Annotated in this window: 21 protein-coding genes; 9 read left to right on the top strand and 12 right to left on the bottom strand. The window is 65.6% G+C overall.

Going from position 1 to position 20,372, the window contains the following annotated elements; translation table 11 throughout:
• Positions 1–60 precede the first annotated feature (60 nt).
• From NSE01_RS05820 to NSE01_RS05810, 3 genes are all read right to left on the bottom strand, one after another.
• Positions 61–828, bottom strand: a complete 768-nt coding sequence (locus NSE01_RS05820; RefSeq protein ID WP_147158682.1) for a DsbA family protein — start codon at positions 826–828, stop codon at positions 61–63.
• Positions 829–949: 121 nt separating this feature from the next.
• Positions 950–1,678, bottom strand: coding sequence for a thioredoxin domain-containing protein (locus tag NSE01_RS05815; RefSeq protein ID WP_147158681.1), 729 nt, complete (start codon positions 1,676–1,678; stop codon positions 950–952).
• A 19-nt stretch (positions 1,679–1,697) separates the two neighbouring features.
• Entirely contained in the window at positions 1,698–2,255 is a 558-nt protein-coding gene (locus tag NSE01_RS05810; RefSeq protein ID WP_147158680.1) for a DUF721 domain-containing protein, read from the bottom strand.
• Positions 2,256–2,284: 29 nt separating this feature from the next.
• On the opposite strand from NSE01_RS05810, the gene NSE01_RS05805 reads away from it, so the two are divergent.
• Genes NSE01_RS05805 through NSE01_RS05790 form a run of 4 tightly spaced genes read left to right on the top strand, consistent with a single transcriptional unit; the run spans position 2,285 to position 6,287 of the window.
• Positions 2,285–3,358: an A/G-specific adenine glycosylase gene (locus NSE01_RS05805; protein WP_147158679.1), complete on the top strand. Its 1,074-nt coding sequence runs from the start codon at positions 2,285–2,287 to the stop codon at positions 3,356–3,358.
• Positions 3,359–3,361: 3 nt separating this feature from the next.
• Positions 3,362–4,672, top strand: a complete 1,311-nt coding sequence (locus tag NSE01_RS05800) for a serine hydrolase domain-containing protein (RefSeq protein ID WP_147158678.1) — start codon at positions 3,362–3,364, stop codon at positions 4,670–4,672.
• Positions 4,673–4,677: 5 nt separating this feature from the next.
• Positions 4,678–5,583, top strand: coding sequence for an NAD(+) diphosphatase (gene nudC, locus NSE01_RS05795; RefSeq protein WP_147158677.1), 906 nt, complete (start codon positions 4,678–4,680; stop codon positions 5,581–5,583).
• Positions 5,580–6,287, top strand: a complete 708-nt coding sequence (locus NSE01_RS05790; RefSeq protein ID WP_174812000.1) for a DsbA family oxidoreductase — start codon at positions 5,580–5,582, stop codon at positions 6,285–6,287. Before nudC ends, NSE01_RS05790 begins: the two co-directional genes overlap by 4 nt.
• 163 nt (positions 6,288–6,450) lie before the next feature.
• Here the strand turns inward: NSE01_RS05790 and NSE01_RS05785 are convergent, their stop codons facing one another.
• From NSE01_RS05785 to mgtE, 3 genes are all read right to left on the bottom strand, one after another.
• Positions 6,451–8,301 (bottom strand): glycoside hydrolase family 35 protein, encoded by a 1,851-nt coding sequence (locus tag NSE01_RS05785; protein ID WP_147158676.1) that lies wholly within the window; start codon positions 8,299–8,301, stop codon positions 6,451–6,453.
• Positions 8,302–8,686: 385 nt separating this feature from the next.
• On the bottom strand, positions 8,687–9,079 hold the full coding sequence (locus tag NSE01_RS05780; protein WP_147158675.1) for a DUF1489 family protein: 393 nt from the start codon (positions 9,077–9,079) through the stop codon (positions 8,687–8,689).
• Positions 9,080–9,088: 9 nt separating this feature from the next.
• Positions 9,089–10,516, bottom strand: coding sequence for a magnesium transporter (gene mgtE, locus NSE01_RS05775; RefSeq protein WP_147158728.1), 1,428 nt, complete (start codon positions 10,514–10,516; stop codon positions 9,089–9,091).
• Between the two features lie 158 nt (positions 10,517–10,674).
• Between mgtE and NSE01_RS05770 the strand changes: the two genes are divergently transcribed.
• Positions 10,675–11,130, top strand: a complete 456-nt coding sequence (locus NSE01_RS05770; RefSeq protein WP_147158727.1) for a peptidylprolyl isomerase — start codon at positions 10,675–10,677, stop codon at positions 11,128–11,130.
• A 4-nt stretch (positions 11,131–11,134) separates the two neighbouring features.
• Positions 11,135–11,578, top strand: a complete 444-nt coding sequence (locus tag NSE01_RS05765) for a GNAT family N-acetyltransferase (protein ID WP_147158674.1) — start codon at positions 11,135–11,137, stop codon at positions 11,576–11,578.
• Between the two features lie 6 nt (positions 11,579–11,584).
• On the opposite strand, the gene NSE01_RS05760 is transcribed toward NSE01_RS05765, so the two are convergent.
• The 4 genes from NSE01_RS05760 to NSE01_RS05745 all read right to left on the bottom strand — a co-directional run bounded on the left by NSE01_RS05760 (position 11,585) and on the right by NSE01_RS05745 (position 15,134).
• Positions 11,585–12,466 carry a LysR substrate-binding domain-containing protein gene (locus NSE01_RS05760; RefSeq protein WP_147158673.1) on the bottom strand — a complete coding sequence of 294 codons (882 nt, stop codon included), beginning with the start codon at positions 12,464–12,466 and terminating at the stop codon, positions 11,585–11,587.
• Between the two features lie 6 nt (positions 12,467–12,472).
• A complete protein-coding gene (locus NSE01_RS05755; protein ID WP_147158672.1) occupies positions 12,473–13,411 on the bottom strand; it encodes a hemolysin family protein in 939 nt (312 codons plus the stop codon).
• Between the two features lie 20 nt (positions 13,412–13,431).
• Complete coding sequence (gene ybeY, locus NSE01_RS05750; protein ID WP_147158671.1) at positions 13,432–13,932, bottom strand: rRNA maturation RNase YbeY; 501 nt, start codon at positions 13,930–13,932, stop codon at positions 13,432–13,434.
• Positions 13,933–14,060: 128 nt separating this feature from the next.
• The gene (locus tag NSE01_RS05745; protein WP_147158670.1) at positions 14,061–15,134 is read right to left on the bottom strand and encodes a PhoH family protein; all 1,074 of its coding nucleotides are present in this window, start codon (positions 15,132–15,134) and stop codon (positions 14,061–14,063) included.
• A gap of 233 nt (positions 15,135–15,367) precedes the next feature.
• Between NSE01_RS05745 and NSE01_RS05740 the strand changes: the two genes are divergently transcribed.
• Positions 15,368–15,619, top strand: coding sequence for a hypothetical protein (locus NSE01_RS05740; protein WP_147158669.1), 252 nt, complete (start codon positions 15,368–15,370; stop codon positions 15,617–15,619).
• 21 nt (positions 15,620–15,640) lie between these two features.
• On the opposite strand, the gene miaB is transcribed toward NSE01_RS05740, so the two are convergent.
• Positions 15,641–16,981 carry a tRNA (N6-isopentenyl adenosine(37)-C2)-methylthiotransferase MiaB gene (gene miaB / locus NSE01_RS05735; protein ID WP_147158668.1) on the bottom strand — a complete coding sequence of 447 codons (1,341 nt, stop codon included), beginning with the start codon at positions 16,979–16,981 and terminating at the stop codon, positions 15,641–15,643.
• Positions 16,982–17,021: 40 nt separating this feature from the next.
• Positions 17,022–17,603 carry a TetR/AcrR family transcriptional regulator gene (locus NSE01_RS05730; RefSeq protein WP_170233769.1) on the bottom strand — a complete coding sequence of 194 codons (582 nt, stop codon included), beginning with the start codon at positions 17,601–17,603 and terminating at the stop codon, positions 17,022–17,024.
• Between the two features lie 52 nt (positions 17,604–17,655).
• Between NSE01_RS05730 and NSE01_RS05725 the strand changes: the two genes are divergently transcribed.
• Both NSE01_RS05725 and NSE01_RS05720 read left to right on the top strand, forming a co-directional pair.
• Positions 17,656–18,804: an L-dopachrome tautomerase-related protein gene (locus tag NSE01_RS05725; RefSeq protein WP_147158666.1), complete on the top strand. Its 1,149-nt coding sequence runs from the start codon at positions 17,656–17,658 to the stop codon at positions 18,802–18,804.
• Positions 18,805–18,959: 155 nt separating this feature from the next.
• Positions 18,960–20,372, top strand: a complete 1,413-nt coding sequence (locus tag NSE01_RS05720) for a vWA domain-containing protein (protein WP_147158665.1) — start codon at positions 18,960–18,962, stop codon at positions 20,370–20,372.

Here is a 20,372-nt window from a genome sequence, read left to right as displayed (position 1 = left end):
GCACCCGTTCGGCCATGCTATCCGCCCCCGCGTCGCATGGCTCTGGTCAGCGTGCCCCGATCAACGCGCGCCGGCCTGCTTCAGGATCGGTTCGAGCGCGTCCCACGTGGCAACCTCGACATTCTTGCCGTTGATGATGAAGGTCGGCGTGCCGGTCACGTTGTAGGTGTCGGTGGCCTTCTGCGTATCGTTGGCCAGCTTGGTCGCGGTTTCGGACTTGGCGAGGCACTGTGCCGCCTGATCCTTGGCAATGCCGCGCGCGGCGAAGAAATCGATCAGCCCGCCGCGCTCGCCGATGGCCTTGAAAATCTGGTCCGGCGGCAGGTTCGCGGCCTGCAGTTGTGCACCGATCGGCTGGAGCTGGTCGAAGATCGCCTTCTGGTTCGAGTAGACCTGCTCGGTCAGCGCGAAGAAGCTGTCCGGCGTACCGCACCGGGTCAGCATCGCCATGGTGGTGTCATAGGGATCGCGCACGAAGTTGCGGAATTCGAGGCTGACCGTGCCCTTGGCGACATAATCGTCGCGCAGGTGCGGGAATCCCTTTTCCTCGAACTCTGCGCAGTGCGGGCAGGTGAGCGAGGCAAACTCGATCACCTTGATCGGCGCATTGGGGTTGCCCATCACGAAGCCGCCCTCGGGCGTAACCGATACGACATCGCTCCACGCCTTGCCCGCTGGCGGCGGCACGGCATTGAGCGGCGCGCCCGCTACGGCGGCAGCGCCGGCACCGGCATCGTCCTTCTTGCCGCAGGCGGCGAGGCCGAGGGCCATCGGCAGCGCGATCAGCGCGAGGAGAAGGCGGCCGGGCGTGAAAAGCTTGGTCTGCATGGGATCTGGATTCGCTTCGCTCATGAAAGACAAAAGGCAGGCAAGTGCTAGCCGATTGGCTGGCGGGAATGAAGGGCCGCGATCAAGCGGCCCGGGGATTATTGGCCGGTTTATCGGGGCCTCAGCGCAGCCGCGCCTCGATCTGCGGCTTGAGCGCGGCCCACGAATAGGTTCCGCTCAGCGGAACGCCATTGAGCAGGAAGCTCGGCGTGCCGTTCACGAAGTCCTTCTCGGTCGCGTCCTTGGTGTGCTGGGCGAGGCGTTCGGCCAGGGGCTTGTCCGCAAGGCAGCGATCAACCTGCGGCCGATCATAGCCGCGCGCTTCCATCAGCGAATAGAGCCCGAGGTCAGCGGCGATTGCGCGGGTGCGTGAGGCAAAATCGGGGTTCGACCAGCGCGCCTTCTGGCCGTCGGTCAGGCTGGCAAGCGGGGCCATCCACGTCGTCTGGTGGCGCAGGAAGGTGCTGTGGTTGGCAAAGAACTTGGACGGCGGGCCGCAGTGGGTGAGCAGCGCCACGGTCAGGTCGATCCCGTCGCGCACATAGCTGCGTACTTCGATCGAGCCCTTGCCCGAGGAGATGAAGCCGACGCGCAACTGAACATCGGATTCCTGCTCGAAATGCGCGCAATGCGGGCAGGTGTAGCTGATGTATTCGACCAGCTTCACCGGCGCATCGGGATTGCCGAGCAGGTGACTGTCGAGCGGGGTGCGCGAAACGACATTGTTCCAGTTGACCTTGGCCGCAGGCGGCAGCGCAGGCTTCGGAGCGGGCTTGCTGGCCGCGGTCAGCAGCGCCGCGCCGCAGAAGGCCGCGAGAAACAGGCCCACAATCTTCATCATCTTGCGCATCGTCAGTCTTGCTTCCTGTTCACTTCGCCCCATTCGCATCACCAAGGCTGCGCGCCAGCGATTCCAGCACCGTGCGCAGCTCCGGATCGCCGATATCGCGCAGGCTTTCGCCAAGTTCCATCGGAATCGGCTTGAGCGAGGGCGGTGCCGTGCGGAGCGGACGCTGCGTATCACTGGAGGCGGGCGGCTGAACGGCGCCTTGCCGCAGCTTCACCCGCGCGACGGCGCGGTAGCCGAAGAACTGGTTCACCCGGTCGATGATTTCCGGGATCACATGCTGGATCAGCGGGGCGTGGGCCGGGGTGACGACCAACTGGAGAATGCCCTCCGATTTCTCACCGGGAGCAAACCGGATCGATTCGGGCGCGCAGTGGCGGGCATGGGCAGCGCCAACGATCTCGCCCCAGCGGGAGACGACCGAGCTCTGCACAAAGCCGAAACGGCGAAACGCGGTGCGCCCGATGGCGGGCATCAGATCGGCGATCGCGCGCGCCTCACCGCCGCGCGGGCGCTCGTACGTGCGCGCTCCGGCTGCCGGCTTGGTGCTTTTGGGAGGGGCGGGTGGTTCACGTTCCATTGTCTGCGCCGCCATGCCATAGCCGCGCCATGCAAGCCAGTGGCGAGAAGGTTCAGATCGGGGATGGCGGCGGCGTCGCAGCCGCTTTGCCAGAAGCGCTTTTGGCCTGGTACGATGTCAATGCACGGCGCCTGCCGTGGCGCGCCTTGCCGGGTGAGCCTGCGCCCGATCCTTACCGCGTGTGGCTCTCGGAAGTCATGCTCCAGCAGACCACCGTTGCAGCGGTGCGCGCCTACTACGCCAAGTTTCTCGAGCTTTGGCCGACGGTGGATGCGCTGGCCGCCGCGGCAGACGCCGATGTCATGGCGGCGTGGGCCGGGCTCGGCTACTATGCCCGCGCGCGAAACCTCCTTGCCTGCGCCCGCGAAGTGGCGCGGCGGGGCGGTTTTCCGCAGACCGAAGCGGCTCTGCGCGAACTGCCGGGGCTGGGCGCCTACACCGCTGCCGCCGTCGCCGCGATCGCCTTCGGGCAGCGCGCCGTCGTCGTCGATGCCAATGTCGAGCGCGTGGTATCCCGCCTCTTCGCCATCGGCGAACCGCTGCCGGGCGGACGCACCGCCATCCGCGCGGAGACGGACACCATCACCCCGGATGCCCGCGCCGGTGATTTCGCACAGGCGATGATGGACCTCGGTTCGTCGATCTGCACGGTGAAGTCCCCGCGCTGCCTGCTCTGCCCGCTCGCCGATGCTTGCGCTGCCCGCGTGGCGGGCACGGCAGAGGCCTATCCGGTCAAGGCCGCGAAAAAGGCCAAGCCGACCCGCTCCGGCACTGCCTTCTGGATCGAGCAGGACGGCGCGGTGCTCCTCGTCCAGCGTGAGGGCAAGGGCATGCTCGGCGGGATGCGGGCGCTGCCGGATGATGGCTGGTCGGCGCGTGCAGACGGCCACCGCACTCCCCCCGTCACGGGTGAATGGCGCAGCGCCGGGGTTGTCCGGCATGGTTTCACGCATTTCGATCTCGAATTGCAATTGATGCTTTGCCCCGGCGCCGATTGCGCTACTCTGCCTGTGGGAGAGTTCTGGCCGGTCGACGCAATCGAGGCGGCGGGGCTGCCCACTGTTTTTGCCAAGGCCGCGCGCCTGGCGCTTGCTCACAGGTAGATCATGCAAGATCAGACACTTCTGCTTTCCCGGCGCTCCTTGCTGCGGTCTGCGGGCTGGCTCGGTGCGAGCCTCGCCGGATCGTCGCTCCTGCCGGGGCGGCTGCTGGCCCAACCTGCCGCCGAGCAGATCTACCCCACCGTCACCAACCTCGTTTACGAATACGTCGCGTCCGGCAAACTCGCCGGAGCTGTCGCCGCGCTCGGCTGGGGCAGCGAAGCCCCGGCCCAGATCGCGCGCGGCACGCTGGCGTTCGATTCCGATGTGCCGGTCGATCTCGATAGCCTCTACCGCATCTATTCGATGACCAAGCCCGTGACCGGCATGGCGGCGATGATCCTGGTGGACGAAGGCAAGATCGGGCTCGATCAGCCGATCAGCGATTTCCTGCCCAAGTTTGCGCAGATGCAGGTGCAGGTGACGCCGGATGGCTCGATCAGCGAACTGAAGCCGGCGCAAACCGCGATCACGCTGCGCCATCTCCTCACCCACACCGCAGGGCTTGGCTACACGATCATCCAGAAGGGCCCGATCAAGGATGCCTACGAGGCGGCAGGCCTCGTCCCCGCGCGCGTCAGCCGCCTGCCGATCCCGGTGCTGGGCAAGGTCAACACCGTGCCCACTCTCGCCGAATTTGCCGACAAGCTCGCCGAAATGCCGCTGGTCTACGAACCGGGCACGAAGTTCAGCTATTCGGTCAGCCTCGATCTCGTCGGCCGGCTGATCGAGGTTATCTCGGGCAAGAGCTTCGACGCCTTCCTTGCCGAGCGCATTTTCGGCCCCAGCGGCATGGCGAGCACCGGCTGGCAGGTCAGCCCCGCGCAAGTGTCGCGCCTCACCACCAACTACTACCTCCACGATGGCAAGGCCGATCCGCTCGATCCCGCTGCCACCTCGGCCTATCTCGATCCGCCGGCATTTCCCTTCGGCGGCGCTGGCCTTGTCAGCAGCCCGCGCGATTACGACCGCTTCCTGATGATGCTCGCGGGCGGCGGCATGATCGGCGGCACCCGCGTGATGAGCGAAGCCGCGGTCCGCCTCGGCACCAGCAATCTCCTCCCCGCGACCGTTGACCGCACCGGCACGTGGATCGCGGATTCCGGCTTCGGCGCGGGCGGGCGCGTCGGGCTTGGCGCTGATGCAGGCACTTACGGCTGGTCGGGCGCGGCGGGCACGGTCGGCTTCGTCAACACGCGGATCGGCCTGCGTGCGGGCCTCTTCGTGCAATACATGCCCTCGTATGGCCTGCCCCTCGGCGAAGAATTCCCCAAGTCGGTGCTCACCGATATTTCGGCCATGAAGAAAGCAGCCTGACCCTCATGCTCTATCGTCCCAATCCTCCGATCTCCTTCACCGGCGCCGTGCTCGACCGCGCCGATCATATCCGCGCCGATGCCGACAAGCTGGCCGAACTGATGAACTGGCGCGCGCGCCTGCTGCGGCTCGATGGGCTCGATCCGGTGATCGGCGATGATGGCGCGCTCGTCTGGGGCACGCTGGCCGACGCCGGAGAGCACGACGAACTGGTCTTCCTCGGTCTCGACGAGAGCGGCCGCGCCTGCTTCGCCCCCGTCTCACCCGCCAACAAGGGCAATCCCGGCCCCGCCAACCCGCGCCTCTGGGGCGCCATGGCCTCGCTCCCGGCAGGCGATCTCGCAACTTATGGCGGCGCCCGCGCGCTCGTCGATTGGCACGCCCGCCACCGCTTCTGCGCGCGCTGCGGCTATACCACCAAGCTCGGCAAGGGCGGCTGGCAGCGCAAGTGCGTCAACATGGACTGCAAGGCAGAGCACTTCCCGCGCGTCGATCCGGTCACGATCATGTCGGTCGAATGGGAAGGCAACCTGCTACTGGGCCGCCAGCCGCGCTTTCCGGCCAAGCGCTACTCCGCGCTCGCAGGCTTCGTCGAACCGGGCGAATCGATCGAGGAAGCCGTCGCCCGCGAAGTCCACGAGGAAGCCGGCGTGCGCGTGCGCGATGTGCGCTATGTCGCCTGCCAGCCCTGGCCGTTCCCGTCCTCGCTGATGATCGGCTGCCACGCCTATGCCGATGATCCCGCGATCACCATCGACAAGACCGAACTCGAAGACGCGCGCTGGTTCACGCGCGATGAAGTGGTCTACGCGATGGAAGCCCTGAAGACTGGCGCCGAGGATGGCGCCTTCATCGCCCCGCCGCCTTTCGCGGTGGCCCATCACCTCCTCAAATGGTGGATCGAGCAATGAGCGAAGCAGCTTCCCGGCCAGTTCCCGTCACCGTCGATATCTGGTCCGATGTCATGTGCCCATGGTGCGTCATCGGCCACAACCAGCTCGAAACCGCGCTGAAGGGCATGGAAGGCGAAGTCTCCGCCACCATCCGCTTCCACCCCTTCGAGCTCAATCCTGACATGCCCGAACAGGGCGAGGAAAGCGCCGCGCACATCCAGCGCAAATATGGCCGCACCCCCGATCAGGCCGCCGATGCACGCGGCCACATGGCGCAGGCCGCCGAAGCCGCAGGCTATTCCTTCCGCTACACCGGAGAAGGCGATCCGCCCCCGGCGATGATGTGGAACACCCGCCTCGCGCACCGTCTCCTCGTCCACACCCTGCGCGAACACGGCGCAGAACTTCAGGTCAAACTCAAGCGCGCCCTGTTCGACGCCCACTTCCAGCAGCGCCGCCGCATGAACGACCCCGCCGTCCTCACCGACATCGCCGCCTCCGTCGGCATCGACCGCACCCAAGCCGCCGCCGCACTCAACGATCCCGAAATCGACGCCATCGTCGAAGCCGGCGAACAGCAGGCATGGGACTGGAACATCAGCGGAGTCCCCGCGATGATCGTCAACGGCAAATACATGATCCCCGGCGCGCAGGACCCGGCAACTTACGCCAACATGCTGCGACGGGTGGTGGCGAAGGAAGCGGCGCTGGCGGCGGGTTAACCGGCACATATCGGCCGGTTCATTGGTTCCAAAGCTCTCGTCAGCCCGTGCTTGACACGGGCCTCGGCTCTTCTTGGCGGCAAAGGAGAGCCAAGCCCCGTGTCAAGCACGGGGCGACGAGGGTAGCGAGCTTCTGTCCCGCGTTACCGCGAAGACATCCCAACTAAGCAGTCGCCGCCCGGTCCCAAATCATTTCCCCCCGCCCCGAAAGCACCGTCTCGGTCGGCCCGAACAAGTCCAGCACCACCACCTCGTTCGCGCCCACCTTCAGCCACGGCGCGGGCACAAACACCCCCCGCTGCGGTCCCGCGCTCCAATAGCGCCCCAGATTGCGCCCGTTCACCCAGACATAGCCTTTGCCCCAGCCGCGCAGGTCGAGGAAGGTGAAGCCCGCTTCCGCCATGGTGAAGGAGCCGCGATAGAACGCCGGTCCCGTTTCCCCGCCGCGTCGCGCCGCAAACCGCAGCTTTGCCACGTCCTCCAGCAGCACCGGGCGGTGTTCCCACCCCTTCAGCGGCGCTCCGTTCACGGCGACCGGGCCGATCAGCCCCTTCTGATCCTTGCCGAGGCCCTTGCCATAGTTGGAATGGCCCATCGCATCGACCAGCACTTCGATCGTCGCCCCTGCCGGCGCGTCGATCATGAAGCCCTTGTCGCCTCGGCGGCGGTCGAGGGTCGCGGCGGGCTTGCCGTCGATGCTCACCAGCGCCAGATCCCGCACTTCGGTCAGGCTGAGCTGCCCCGCTGTCGCTTTGCGCAGACGATGCCGATAGAGCATCATCCCCGCCATGCGTCCGCAGCCTTCCAGCGTCAGCGGGTCATCAGCCAGCCGCGCCTCGCCCAGCAGTTGCGAAACCGGTGCCACCTCGCCAAGCGCAAAGGGGGCGACCGTCAGCGCTTTTTCGGGGGCGGGCAATTCGCCGAAGCGGTCTGCCGGAAGATAGTCCGCCAGCAGCTTGCGCACCGCCGCATACTTGGCGGTCGGCCGCCCAGCCTCATCGAGCAGCGCATCGTAATCGTAGCTTGAGATATCGGGCTCGTAGACGTTCTTCTCAACGTCGAGGTTGGCGCCCGCCCAGGTCCCGAACGAGGTGCCGCCGTGAAACATGTAGAAGCTCACCGACATCTTGCGGTCGAGCATCCACTTGAGGTTGGCGATGAGATTTTCGGTCGTCGTTGCGGCCTGTGTCTCGTGCCAGTGATTGAACCAGCCCGCCCAGAATTCGGAGCAGAAATCGGGGCCGGTAAAGCCCTTGTCGGCGCGCTCCTTGAACGCGCGTTCGGCCTCATTGGCGGTAAACGTGCCGAAGTTGATGCCCGAAGGAATGCCCGGTATCACGCTCTTCTCAAGCACCGATGCGCCGTCGACCGTGTAGAGCTGGCCCGTAAAACCGGCGGCGCGGGTCGCATCGCGCAGCGCGGCGAGATACTTCTGATCGCTGCCAAAAGCCCCGTATTCGTTTTCGATCTGCGTCATGATGATCGGCCCACCGCGGTCGATCTCGAGCGCCGCCAGTTCCGCGCCAAGCCGTTTCAGCCAGCGGGCCGATGGCTTCATGAACCGGGGATCGAAGCTGCGCACCGGCGCAGTGCTGTCAGCAAGCAGCCACGCCGGCAGGCCGCCGCCATCCCATTCCGCGCAGACATAGGGGCCCGGGCGCAGCAGCACGAACAGCCCTTCCTCCTGCGCCATGCGCACCCACGCGGCGACATCGAGGTTATCGCTGAAATCAAAAGTGCCGGGCGCCTGCTCGTGGATGTTCCAGAACACATAGGCGCTCAGCGTGTTGAACCCGAGCGCGCGCATCTTGCGCAGCCGGTCGCGCCACAGCGCGCGCGGAATGCGCGGGTAGTGCATCTCGCCGGCAAGGATCTGGAACGGCTTGCCATCCAGCAGGAAGTCATTCCCCTTCACCTGAAACCGCGAACCCGCAGGCGCTGCAAGGCCGGGCACGGCCAGCGCGGCAAGGCTTGCAGCCCCGATCCCCATTGCGGTGCGGCGGTCGAAGGTCATCGGGCAGGTCCTTTGTCGATTGCGCGCGAGCGCGGGCCAGAGTTCGAAACCTGATTTATCAGACTTATTATCGATAACCAAATGGAGAGGTCCGGGCTTTGGGCTTTTCAGCCCCGGACATTTTCGTCATCCCCGCGAAGGCGGAGATCAAGCGCGTCCGTTGCTCTGCAATAAATAACAGACGCGTCTGTTATTTATTAAGCGCTGTCCTACAGCCGCTCCGTTTCGGCATAAGCTGGGGATGGCATTCCGAATCCCCACAAATGCGCCGCTTCGGGCCCTTGCCGGGTGTCCCAACCGGGCGCGCCCGGGCCTTGGAGTTTTCGCTCAGGACCGTGTCAACCGTGTCAACTTGCAGCCTCTTGAGGCCTGCGCCACCAGATCGTCAGGCCAGCCCCAGCTTCGCCAGTTCGCCCGCAAGGCTCGGCGGCAGCACCTCGGCGCTCTCGCCATCCGCCAGATCGGCGGGGGCATCATCGGCCTCCAGATACCGCCAGCCCTGATGCGCGCGCTTGGGCTTGGGGTGGACGTCGATCAGCTTGGTCGAGATCACGATATGGGTCCGCCCGCCTTCAGCTTCCTCGAAGCCGAGGATCTCGCTGCGCGCCACCAACTGGTGCTTGAAGATCCAGTAGAGCGAGCCGCCGATCATCTCTTCATGGCGTTTGGGCAGATACCGCGTCGTCAGCCGCGCCTTGTCGCCGCGCGTCTTGAACCAGCTGTGGAGGTCTTCGAACGATGTCGCCCCGTAGGCGACCTTGGTCATGTGGAGAGGCATAGGGGTCTGTCAGGCCAGCCCGCTGAGCACGGCGAGGCCGAGGAAGGAGAAGAAGCCCATCACGTCGGTCGCCATGGTCACGAAGACGGCGGAGGATACCGCCGGATCGACTTTCAGCCGGTCGAGCGTGACGGGAACCATGATCCCGGCCAGCCCCGCCACGAGGTTGTTGATCACCATCGCCGCGCCGATCACGCCGCCCAGCAGCGGGTTCTGGAACAGCAGCGCAGTGCCGGTGCCGATCAGCACGCCGAGCGAGAGCCCATTGGCGAGCGCGATGCGAAACTCGCGCAGGATCATGCGGATGGTATTGGAACTGGTCAGCTGGTTGGTCGCGATGGCGCGCACAACCACTGCCAGCGTCTGCGTCCCCGCATTGCCGCCCATGCCCGAAACGATCGGCATCAGCACCGCGAGCAGCGCCAGCCTGGCAATCGCGCCTTGGAACATGCCGACCACCGAGGAGGCGATGATCGCGGTGCCAAGGTTCACCACCAGCCACGAAAGCCGCGTGCGCACGGTCAGGTGGATCGGCTCGTTGATGTCGCCGTCGCCCGCACCGGACAGGCGCAGGATGTCCTCGCTCGCCTCTTCCTGAATGATGTGGACCACGTCGTCGACGGTGATCTGGCCAACGAGCCGGCCGCTTTCGTCGACCACGGCGGCGGAAATCAGCGCGTACTTCTGGAAGCGCAGCGCGACTTCTTCCTGATCCATCGTCACCGGGATCAGCGTCTGGTCCCGCTTCATCACATCGGTCAGCGCGATGGAACGCGGGGTCCGCAGGATCCACGAGAGCGCGCAGGTGCCGATCGGCCGATGCTTGGGATCGACGATGAACACTTCCCAGAACTCGGTCGCGAGGTCCTGCTCCTCGCGCATGTAGTCGATGAGATCGCCGACCGTCATGTGTTCCGGCACCGCGATCACGTCGCGGCTCATGATGCGGCCGGCGGAGTCCTCCGGATAGGCCAGCGCGCTTTCGATGGCGGCGCGGTCTTCCGGCTCCATCTCGGCGAGGACGGCCTGCTGGTCCTCCTCGTCGAGGTCCTGGATCAGCGCGACGGCGTCGTCGGTTTCCATGTCGCCGGCGAGTTCGGCGACTTCATCGGGATCGAGCTCCTCGACGAGATCGTCGCGGACATAGTCGTTGAGCTCGGCAATGACTTCGGAGCCGAGCAGGTCGTTGATCGCGCGGGCAAGATCGACGCGGTAGTCCGGTCCGATCAGCTCGAACAAGTCGGCCACGTCGGCCGGGTGGAGCGGTTCGACGAGGTTGTAGACGGTCTCCTGATCGTCCGCGTCGAGCGCTTCGGTCACGCGGCGGATGAACGAGGGGCGCAGCGTGTTGTCCTCGTCGTCGAGGCTCTCGGCGTTGCGCGCCAATTCAACGTGCGGGGGCTCGGGCTGCTCGTGCACGCTCGCCGTCTCCGTCATCACGGAGCCGCCATCCGACAGGGCGGAGTCGTGCAGGTCTTCATCGCGCGCCATGGCGTGAGGCGATACGCAAGGGGCGCGCAAAAGCAACCTCTAGAGGTATACATTAGCGGGCAAGAGATTATAGGCTGGCGCCACACAGAAGGGATTTGATGACCATGGCGAACGAAAAACTGGTTCTCACGCTCGATGGCGGTGATGTTGTGATCAACCTGCGGCCCGACCTCGCGCCGGGCCATGTGGAACGCATCAAGGAACTGGTCGGCGAAGGTTTCTACGACGGCGTGAAGTTCCACCGCGTGATCCCGGGCTTCATGGCTCAGGGTGGCTGTCCGCAGGGCACCGGCATGGGCGGCTCCTCGAAGCCCGACCTCAAGGCCGAATTCAACGATGCCCCCCACGTGCGCGGCGTCTGCTCGATGGCCCGCACCAGCTATCCGCACTCGGCCAACAGCCAGTTCTTCATCTGCTTCGACGATGCGCGCTTCCTCGACAAGCAGTACACCGTGTGGGGCGAAGTCGAGAGCGGCATGGAACACGTCGACGCGCTGCCCAAGGGCGAGCCGCCGGCAAAGCCGGGTGTGATCCACAAGGCTGCGATCGTCGCGGGCTGACGGCATGGCGCTGGAACTCAGGGTCCCCGGCGCGGCTGATCGCGCCGCTTGGGAGCACCTCTGGCAAGGCTACCAGCGCTTCTACAAAGCGGAGATTCCCGCCCGGGTGACAGATATCACCTGGGCGCGGCTCCACGACCCCGCCGAGCCGATGCACGCGATGCTGGCCTGGCAGGGCGACCGCGCCGTCGGGCTGGTCCATTGGATCTTCCACCGCTCGACCTGGACCGATGGCCCGTACTGCTACCTGCAGGATCTTTTCGCCGAACCTGACGTGCGCGGCGTCGGCGTTGGCCGGGCCCTTATTGCCCACGTCCGTAGCGAGGCCGAAGCGGCGGGCGCCTCACGGCTCTATTGGCTGACACACGAAACCAACACCGACGCGATGAAGCTCTACGACAAGGTCGCCGAGCGCTCGGGCTTCGTGCAGTACCGCGTCGTGCTTTGACGGGCGCTACAGCCCTGCCTTGATCATCCAGTCGTGGAACAGCCGCACCGGGCGCGATTGCAGCGCGCGGGGGCGGCATACGAACCAGTAGGAATAGGGGCTGTCGACTTCGATGTCGTAGAGCCGGGCCACGCGCGGATCGTGGCTGCGCTTGTAGTGGTCATCGTGCATGATCGCGATGCCAAGGCCCTGCGCGGCGGCCTCGAGAATCAGCTGGCCGGAATCGAAATGGTCGATGGCGGCGGGCTGGAGCGCTTCCAGATGGAGCGTGCGCTTCCACGCCTCGAAGCTCATCGGCAGGTCGTTGTGAACGAGGAAGGTCTGCTTGTTGAGCTTCGCAAGGTCCGGCCGTGGGCCGACTTCCGCCACAATTTCGGGCGTGGCGATGGCATAGACGCGGTTGTGATCCAGCCGCACCGAATGGAGCGTGCCGTCCGGGCCTTCAGACAGGATGATTGCCGCGTCGATCGTGTCGCCCAGCTTGGTCTCGGCGGCAGTCGAGCTGTCGATGTCGATGTGCAGCTGCGGGTGCAGCTTCCTCAGTTCGCCAAGGCGCGGGAACAGGCGCTGGCTGCCGAACAAGGGCAGCACCCCGAGCCGCAGGCGCAGGACCTGACCGGTATCGATAAGGCGGTCGATGCGGTCGGCCATCTCGTCGATCAAGGGCGCGACGGCATCGTAGAGTTGCTGGCCTTCCTCGGTCAGCTTGAGCAACTGGTGCTTGCGCTCGAACACCGGCTTGCCGATGAATTCCTCCAGCGCGCCCAATCGGCGCGAGAGGGCGGACGGGCTCAGCGCCAGTTCCGCCGCCGCCGTCTTGGCCGAGCCTGTCCGCACGACGCGGATGAACGCTTCGAGCGAGCGCAGCGGGGGCAGGCGGCGAATCATTGAAACTCAGTCTTCCTCGGCACTCTCGGGCACGGGTGCGTGGAGCCGCAGCCGGGTGAGCCTGCGCTCATCCCCTGCCGTCACCTCGATCCGCCACCCGCTGTCATGTTCCAGCACGCGGCCTACTGGCGGGACTTCCCCCGCCAGCACGACCGCGAGCCCGCCCAGAGTATCCACGTCCTCGTCCACCAGCGCAAGCCGGGGATCGATGCGTTCACCCACATCGTCAAGCTCGACGCGGGCGTCCGCTTCCCAGGTCAGTTCGTCGATCTGGCGCATCAGGTCCTGCGGCGCGTCGTCGTGCTCGTCCTCGATCTCGCCGACGATCTCCTCGACGAGGTCCTCGATGGTGATGATGCCGTCGGTGCCCGAATATTCATCGATCACGATAGCCAGATGCGTACGGCTGGAGCGCATGTCGACCAGCACATCCAATGCGCCGCGCGCCTGCGGCACGAACAGCGGCTGGCGCATCAGGCCGGTCCAGTCCTTCGGCGGCCCCTTGCCGGACAGCGCCATGCCCGCGACGATCGGAAACAGGTCCTTCACGTGAAGCATGCCGACGACTTCATCGAGCGAGTCGCCATAGACCGGCAGGCGGCTGTGGCCATGCTCGGCAAAGGCGCTCACCACTTCCTCGAAGGTCGCGGCAGCCGGGATCGCCACAATCTCGCCGCGCGGAATGGCCACGTCGTCAGCGTCGTTCTCGCTGAAATGGAGCAGGTTCTTGAGCATCTGGCGCTCAAGCGGCAGGAGATCGCCGTCTGCGCCGTTGCTGCCGCCTGCGTCGCCTTCGTGCTCTTCGATCGCTTCCTCGATCTGCGCACGCAGCGACTGGTCGTTATCCGGCCCCCGAAAGAACCCCTTGAGCGCGCGCCACAGCGCGCCGCTACTGTCCCCGTCGCCCGATCGGCTCTCGCCGCCAGACCCGCCCACTTCAGGCACTTGTCCCAACTCCTGCGCTGCTAATGCGCCGCATATGGGTCTGCGAGGCCTATCAGCGCAAGCGCCTTTGTCTCCAGAGCCTCCATTTCCGCAGCGTCATCCTCGCCGGTCTCGTGATCGTAGCCGGCGAGATGGAGCAGTCCATGGACGATGAGATGGGAAGCATGGGCCTCTACCGCGATGCCCTTTTCCGCCGCCTCGCGCGTGCAGACACCGTGAGCGAGGATCAGATCGCCCAGCATACCCGGCGCATCAGGCGCGGCGGCGGCGGCCAGCACTTCCTCGCGGGACAGCATCGGGAAGGACAGCACATTGGTCGGCTTGTCCTTGGCGCGCCACTGCTTGTTGAGCGCGTGGACTTCCTCGTCATCGGCCATGACAAGGCTGACGAGCAGGTGTTCGTGCGCGAGTTCGGGCGCAACGGCACCGGCTGCCTCCGCCGCGCGCGCGGCGAGATCTTCCCAGTCTGTGGAGGAAGGCCAGACAGGATCGATATCGAGCTCGAGGGTGGGCGCGCTCATCGTGGCGGGCACTGCGTGAGGTGCTTCGACAAGCTCAGCACGAGCGGTTCTTTTTGCAATTTGTACAAACTAGACTCCGCTCATCCTGAGCTTGTCGAAGGATATTGGCGCGTGGGCAGGCTTTGTGCTCACCCGTCCTTGCCCTCGTAAGCCTCGACGATCCGGCCGACGATCGGGTGGCGCACCACGTCTGCCACGCCAAACTTCACCATGCCGATGCCCTCGACACCCGAGAGCCGGTTTACCGCGTCGTTCAGTCCGCTCGCAGCCGTTCCGCCGGGCAGGTCGGTCTGCTTGGGATCGCCGCAGATCACCATGCGGCTGTTCTGGCCGAAACGGGTGAGGAACATCTTCATCTGCATCGGCGTGGTGTTCTGCGCCTCGTCGAGGATGACGAACGCATCCGCCAGCGTGCGCCCGCGCATGAAGGCAATCGGGGCGATCTCGATCTCGCCCGAGGCCAGCCTCCGTTCGACCTGCTCGGGCGGCATGCAATCATACAGCGCATCGTAGAGCGGGCGGAGATAGGGATCGACCTTCTCCTTCATGTCGCCGGGAAGGAAGCCGAGCCGCTCGCCCGCTTCCACTGCCGGGCGCGAGAGGATCAGACGCTGTACGCTGCCGCTGATGAGCTGCGCGACGGCTTGCGCCACGGCGAGGTAGGTTTTGCCCGTGCCGGCCGGGCCGAGCGCGAAGATCACGTCATCACGCACCAATGCCCGCATGTATTCGATCTGCTTGGCCGAGCGCGGGACAATGGTTTTCTTGCGCGTGCGGATCATGATCGGCGGCGCGCCGTCCGGAGCGCCGGAGAGGATGCCCTCCAGCGTCGGCTCGTTCGACATCATGATGAGCGATTCGACCGCGCCGGCATCGACTTCGTGCCCGGCCAGCAGGCGCTGGTGCATGCCTTTCAGCACATCGCGCGCGCGGGCCACTGCATCGTCCGGTCCCTCGATCACCGCCTTGTTGCCGCGCGCCGAAATATACACGCCCATGCGGTTTTCGATCTGCACCAGATTCTGGTCGAACTGGCCAAACAGTGCGCCGAGCACGGTCTGCTCTTCGAAGGCGATCTCTATCCGGGCGCGTCGCCGCTGGTCGCTGCGGGCGGCATCGCCTTTATGCGGATCGTTGCGGAAGGTGCCCTGCCATTCGCTGCGGGGACCTTCTTCATGCGAGCGGGAAAACTTGCGGGCCATGCGCTCCTTTCAGGATAGCTGCCCCCAGATTAGGCACCCATGCGACAGGCGCAAGACAGGCGGGGTGGAAATTGCATGATTTGCACCGCCTTGTGGCGGTCGGGGCGATCCTTGCGACAAATTGCGACCAAGATAACACCTGCCTTACGGCGCTGTTCTCTGCCGGTTCAGGCTGCACAAGGCATTGTTTACCCGTGGTCGCAGGCAAGCGATCCCGTTTGAAGGAGAATCCCATGCGCAAGTTCCTGCTCGCTGCCGCGTTCCTCGCGCTGACTCCGGCTCTGGCTCAGGCGCAGATCGGCCCAGCTGTCGGCCACGCCGGGCCCCATGCCATTCACCGCGAAGTGGTGCGTGAGCGCCATGAAGTGCGCGAAGACCGCCGCGAGCTTCGCCATGACCGCCGCGAACTGCACCGCGATCAGCGCCAGCTCCACCGTGCCCGCGTCGCACGCGCCCGGGCTTGGCATCGCCACCACCACGGTTGATCTGTGAGGCCGCGCCGCTGCTCAGGCGGCGGCGCGCGCCACCAACTGGCCGCCGAGAGAGTTGGGGCCGGCCTCGACAAGGTCCACCTCGACGAGATCACCCATCGCCACGTCTCCGGTGAAGTGCACCGATTGCAGCCAGGGCGATTTGCCGAGCCACTGCCCGGCATGGCGGCCCTTGCGCTCGACCAGCACTTCGCAGCGCTTGCCGACGCTGGCCTTGTTGAACGCAAGGCTATCACGCTGGAGCGCCGCAATCAGGCGCTGCAGGCGTTCGTCCATGACCTCCGGCGCGATCTGGCCGTCCATCGTGGCGGCCGGCGTGCCGGGGCGGGGCGAATACTTGAAGCTGAAGGCCTGCGCATAGCGGGCTTCGGCGATGATCTGCAGCGTTTCCTCGAACTCGGCCTCGGTCTCGCCCGGAAAGCCGACGATGAAATCGCCCGAGAGCGCGATGTCCGGCCGCGCGGCGCGCACGCGTTCCAGAATGCGCAGATAGCTCGCGGCGGTGTGGCTGCGGTTCATGGCTTTCAGCACACGGTCGCTGCCCGATTGCACCGGCAGGTGGAGGAACGGCATGAGTTTGGCATTGCTGCCATGCGCTTCGATCAGCGCATCGTCCATGTCGGTGGGGTGGCTGGTCGTGTAGCGGATGCGCGCCAGTTCCTCGATCTTCGCGAGTTCCTCGGCGAGCCCCGCCAAGCCGACGCGGCGACCGCGTTCGTCCTCGCCCGCCCACGCATTCACGTTCTGCCCCAGCAGCGTGATCTCGCGCGCGCCGCCTTCAACCAGAGCGCGGGCCTCGCTTACGAGATCGGCATAAGGGCGCGAAAGCTCCGCTCCGCGTGTGTAGGGCACCACGCAATAGGTGCAGAACTTGTCGCAACCTTCCTGCACGGTGAGGAAGGCGGATGCCCCCACCTTGCGGCGTTTGGGGAGCGCGGCGAATTTGGCTTCCGCCGGCATGTCGGTTTCTGTCGCGCGTCCACCGGCAGCGGCTTCGGCGACCATCGCGGGCAGGCGGTGATAGGCCTGCGGGCCGACGACGACGCGCACCGAAGGGGCCCGCGCCATGATTTCCTCGCCCTCCGCCTGCGCCACGCAGCCGGCGACCGCGATCAACGGCACCGTCCCTTGCGCGCGCCCGTCCTTCACGATGCGGCCGATGTCCGAGTAGACCTTCTCGGTCGCCTTCTCGCGGATGTGGCAGGTGTTGAGCACGACGAGATCGGCCGCAGCGCCTTCGTCTGCCGCGCGCATGCCTTCGGCGGCGAGCAGCTCGGCCATGCGCTCGCCGTCATAGACGTTCATCTGGCAGCCGAAGCTCTTGACTTGGAAAGTGCGGGGCGGGGTCGCGGTCATCGCGGGCGCTTACGCCAAATCGCGGCGGGATAGAAGGGGGCTAGGTGGCCACGACCGCGTGCACCAGCCGCTCGATCCGTGCGGCGAGCACATCGGCATCGGCGGCGCGATTGGCGATGCCGTTTGCGGCGCAGAACAACAGCTGCGCGGATTCCTCCGCGTCGGCGTGGGGCGTCCCCTCGCGTACCAAGGCCTGTGCCAGCCCGCGCAGGATGGCCTCATCAAGAGCCTTGAAGCGGCGCGTGACATGCGCCGCCTTAGCTTCGAACAGTTCACTGGCGAAGGCGGAGCGCTGCACGCGGTCCAGCACGATGCGGTGCTTGGCAATCAGCGCGGCGGCCAATGGTGCGGGGAAGGGGGTTTCGCCCTCCAGCGCGGCCTCGACCGCGCTTGCCATTGTGTCCGCGATCCGTTCTGCCACCGCGATGAACACCGCCTCCTTGTCGCGGAAATAGCCGTAGAGCGTCACTTTCGACATGCCTGCCGCTTCGGCGATGCCCTCGATGGAGGTGGCGCGGAAGCCTTGCCAGACAAACAGTGTTTCTGCGGCATCAAGCAACCGCTCGCGGCGCGCCGCGCGGACCGGGCTGAGCGCTCCTTGCATAACTGAACGAATAAGCATAACAACGTTCATATCGTAAGAATCGTTCTCCTGCAAACCGGATGACCGCCCGATGGTTCGAAACCTCCTTCGCATCGCTGTCGTGGTCGGCGTTCTGCTCGCCGCATTCGTCGCTTGGTTCTTTGCGAATTATGGCGGCACCGGTCAGCCGTTCCCGCGCATCGGCGATCCCAAGCCGCGCCTGAAGGCTGAACTTATCGCAACCCTGCCCGAACCGCCCGGCAACATCGCCGTCTCGGCCACGGGCCGCGTGTTCTTCACCTACCACGCCGAGGGGCACCCCGCGATCAAAGTGCTCGAACTGGTGAACGGCAGGCCCGTTCCTTATCCGAACCTGGAGATGCAACGCGGAGACCGCAGCAAGCCTTCCTACGGTGCGGTGTTCAACATTCGCATCGACAGCCGGAACCGTCTCTGGAGCATCGACCACGGCGAACATGGCCTGTTCGGCGCGCGGTTGGTGGCGGTCGATCTGGGCACCAACAAGCCGATCAAGCAGATCTGGCTCCCGCGCTCGGTCGCCGGCATTGGCTCCTATGTACAGGACATGCAGATCGATGCGGCGGGGCGGATGATCTATATTGCCGATATCGGCGTGTTCAGCGGGCATCCGGGCCTGATCGTGCTGGATAGCGAGACGGGCAAGGCGCGCCGCGTGCTCGATCGCCACCCCGCGATCATGCCCGGACCTTATGCCGTGCGGGCGCAGGGGCGGTTGATGCAGCCACTCGGCAGCAGCCTGTTCTGGTTCCACCCGGGCTTCGATCCCATCGCGGTCGATCGGCAGGGGACTTGGCTCTATATCGGGCCGATGTCCGGCAGGATGCTTTCGCGCGTGCGGGTGGCGGACCTCAATAACGAGAGCCTCTCGCCGTCAGAACTCGCCGCCCGTGTCGAGCCTTATGCCGAGCGCCCGCAGGCCGATGGCCTCACCATCGATAACGAAGGCAGCATCTACCTTACGGGCATCGAGGATGGGATCGTGTGGAAGCTCGGGCCGGACCGGAAGCTCACTGCACTCGCCGGCCATCCGAGGATGCGCTGGCCCGATGGACTGAGCTTCGGCCCGAACAACATGATCTACGTGGCTGACAGCGACATCCCCGACGTGATGATGCAATCGAAGGCGCACATGCGCGAAAAGGCGCCGTACTACCTGTTCCGCTTCCCCGCTGATGGGACCGCACCGGCGGGGCAGTAGGCATTGCAAGGCATAGAGATGAAAGTACTTTTCGGGTCATGTGAGCTGCTGCAGCAACCGCTTCGGACGTGATGGTCGGCGGCGCGTGCAAAATCCGCCTTGCAATCCAAAGTAAATAAGTAGAGATTTAACGGACCCCATAGGGAGGTCTGCCCATGCGTCGTCGTGTCGTTGCTCGCAGCGTTTCCACGTTCATCCTGGGGGGCAGCTTGCTGGCGCTTGCCGCTTGCAGCGAGAAGGCGCCGGAAGCGTCCGGTGCTTCGCATTCGGTTCCCTTGCCAGATATCGCCGCGGAAGATGCGCCGTCTCCTGCGGCAGTCCGCGCGGTCACTAAGAAATCGGAATGGAATGTCGCCGGAGTCGTCAGCGGCAAGACCGAGACGACGTTGACCGAACCGGTCGCCCCGCCGCCAGTGGTGACCGAGCCGCCTGCCATGCCGCGCAGTTCCGTCCAGCCGCAATCGGGCCTGCTCACTGCCGGTGACGTGGATGATTTGCTCAACCCTGTGCAGTATGCCGCCTATGCCGGACGCTTCCTGCAAGCGAGCGGTCAGTCGCTGCCATTCTACGATACGCGCAGCCGGGTCGTGATCCGCGTGGTCGATGCGCGGGGACGGCCAGTGCCGTTTGCAACAACCGAGGTCGGCCGCCCCGGCGCGCCGCTCCGCCTTGTCACGGCAGCGGACGGGACGGCCTCGTTCTATCCGCGCGCGGACCGCATCCCGCAGCAGACCACGGTAAGCGTCAACGGCAGCGCCGGCTTTGCGCGCAAGCCCTTCGCGCTGTCCGCCGGCCGGCTGGTCAACGTCACGCTACCTGGCCTTGCCGCTGCGCCGCGCGCGATGGATCTGGCCTTGGTGATCGACACCACCGGCAGCATGGGCGACGAGATGGAGTATATCCAGGCCGAGCTCGACACGATTGTCGCGCGGCTCAAGCGCAATGCTGGCCAGCTCGATCTGCGCATCGGCGTGGTGCTCTACCGCGATCAGGGCGATGACTATGTGGTCCAGTCCACACCGCTGACCGAAAACATCGGATCGATCCGCACGCTGCTTGCGCGGCAGGATGCCAATGGCGGCGGCGATGCGCCCGAGGCGATGGACCGCGCTGTGGCAGAAGCAGGCCGCCTGCAGTGGCGCCCGGACGCAGCAAAGGCCGTGCTGCTCGTGACCGATGCCCCGCCGCACGAGGATGCGATCGGCGCCACGCTGGATGCGACGCAGGTGCTGCGCAGCCGAGGCGTCCAGATCGTGCCTGTCGCTGCGAGCGGGGTGGAAGACAGCGCGCAATATGTCATGCGTTCGATGGCCGCGCTGACGCAGGGGCGCTATATTTTCCTCACCGACGATAGCGGCGTCGGCAACAGCCATGCCGAACCCGATGTGGCCTGCTATCTGGTTACGCAGCTCGATACGCTGGTCGCGCGCGTACTCTCCGGCATTGCCACAGGGCGGCGAGTCGAACCGCAGGGGGCGGATGTGATCCGCACGGTTGGCGAATACGATCGCGGCCGCTGCCATATCGCGCAGCAAGGCGAACAGGGCCGGCGGCGGCAGCAGGGCTGA

The organism is Novosphingobium sediminis, assembly GCF_007991615.1.
Lineage (GTDB): Bacteria > Pseudomonadota > Alphaproteobacteria > Sphingomonadales > Sphingomonadaceae > Novosphingobium > Novosphingobium sediminis.
The sequence above is the reverse complement of the archived record's forward strand: the minus strand, read 5'-3'. Positions and strand labels throughout refer to the sequence as shown.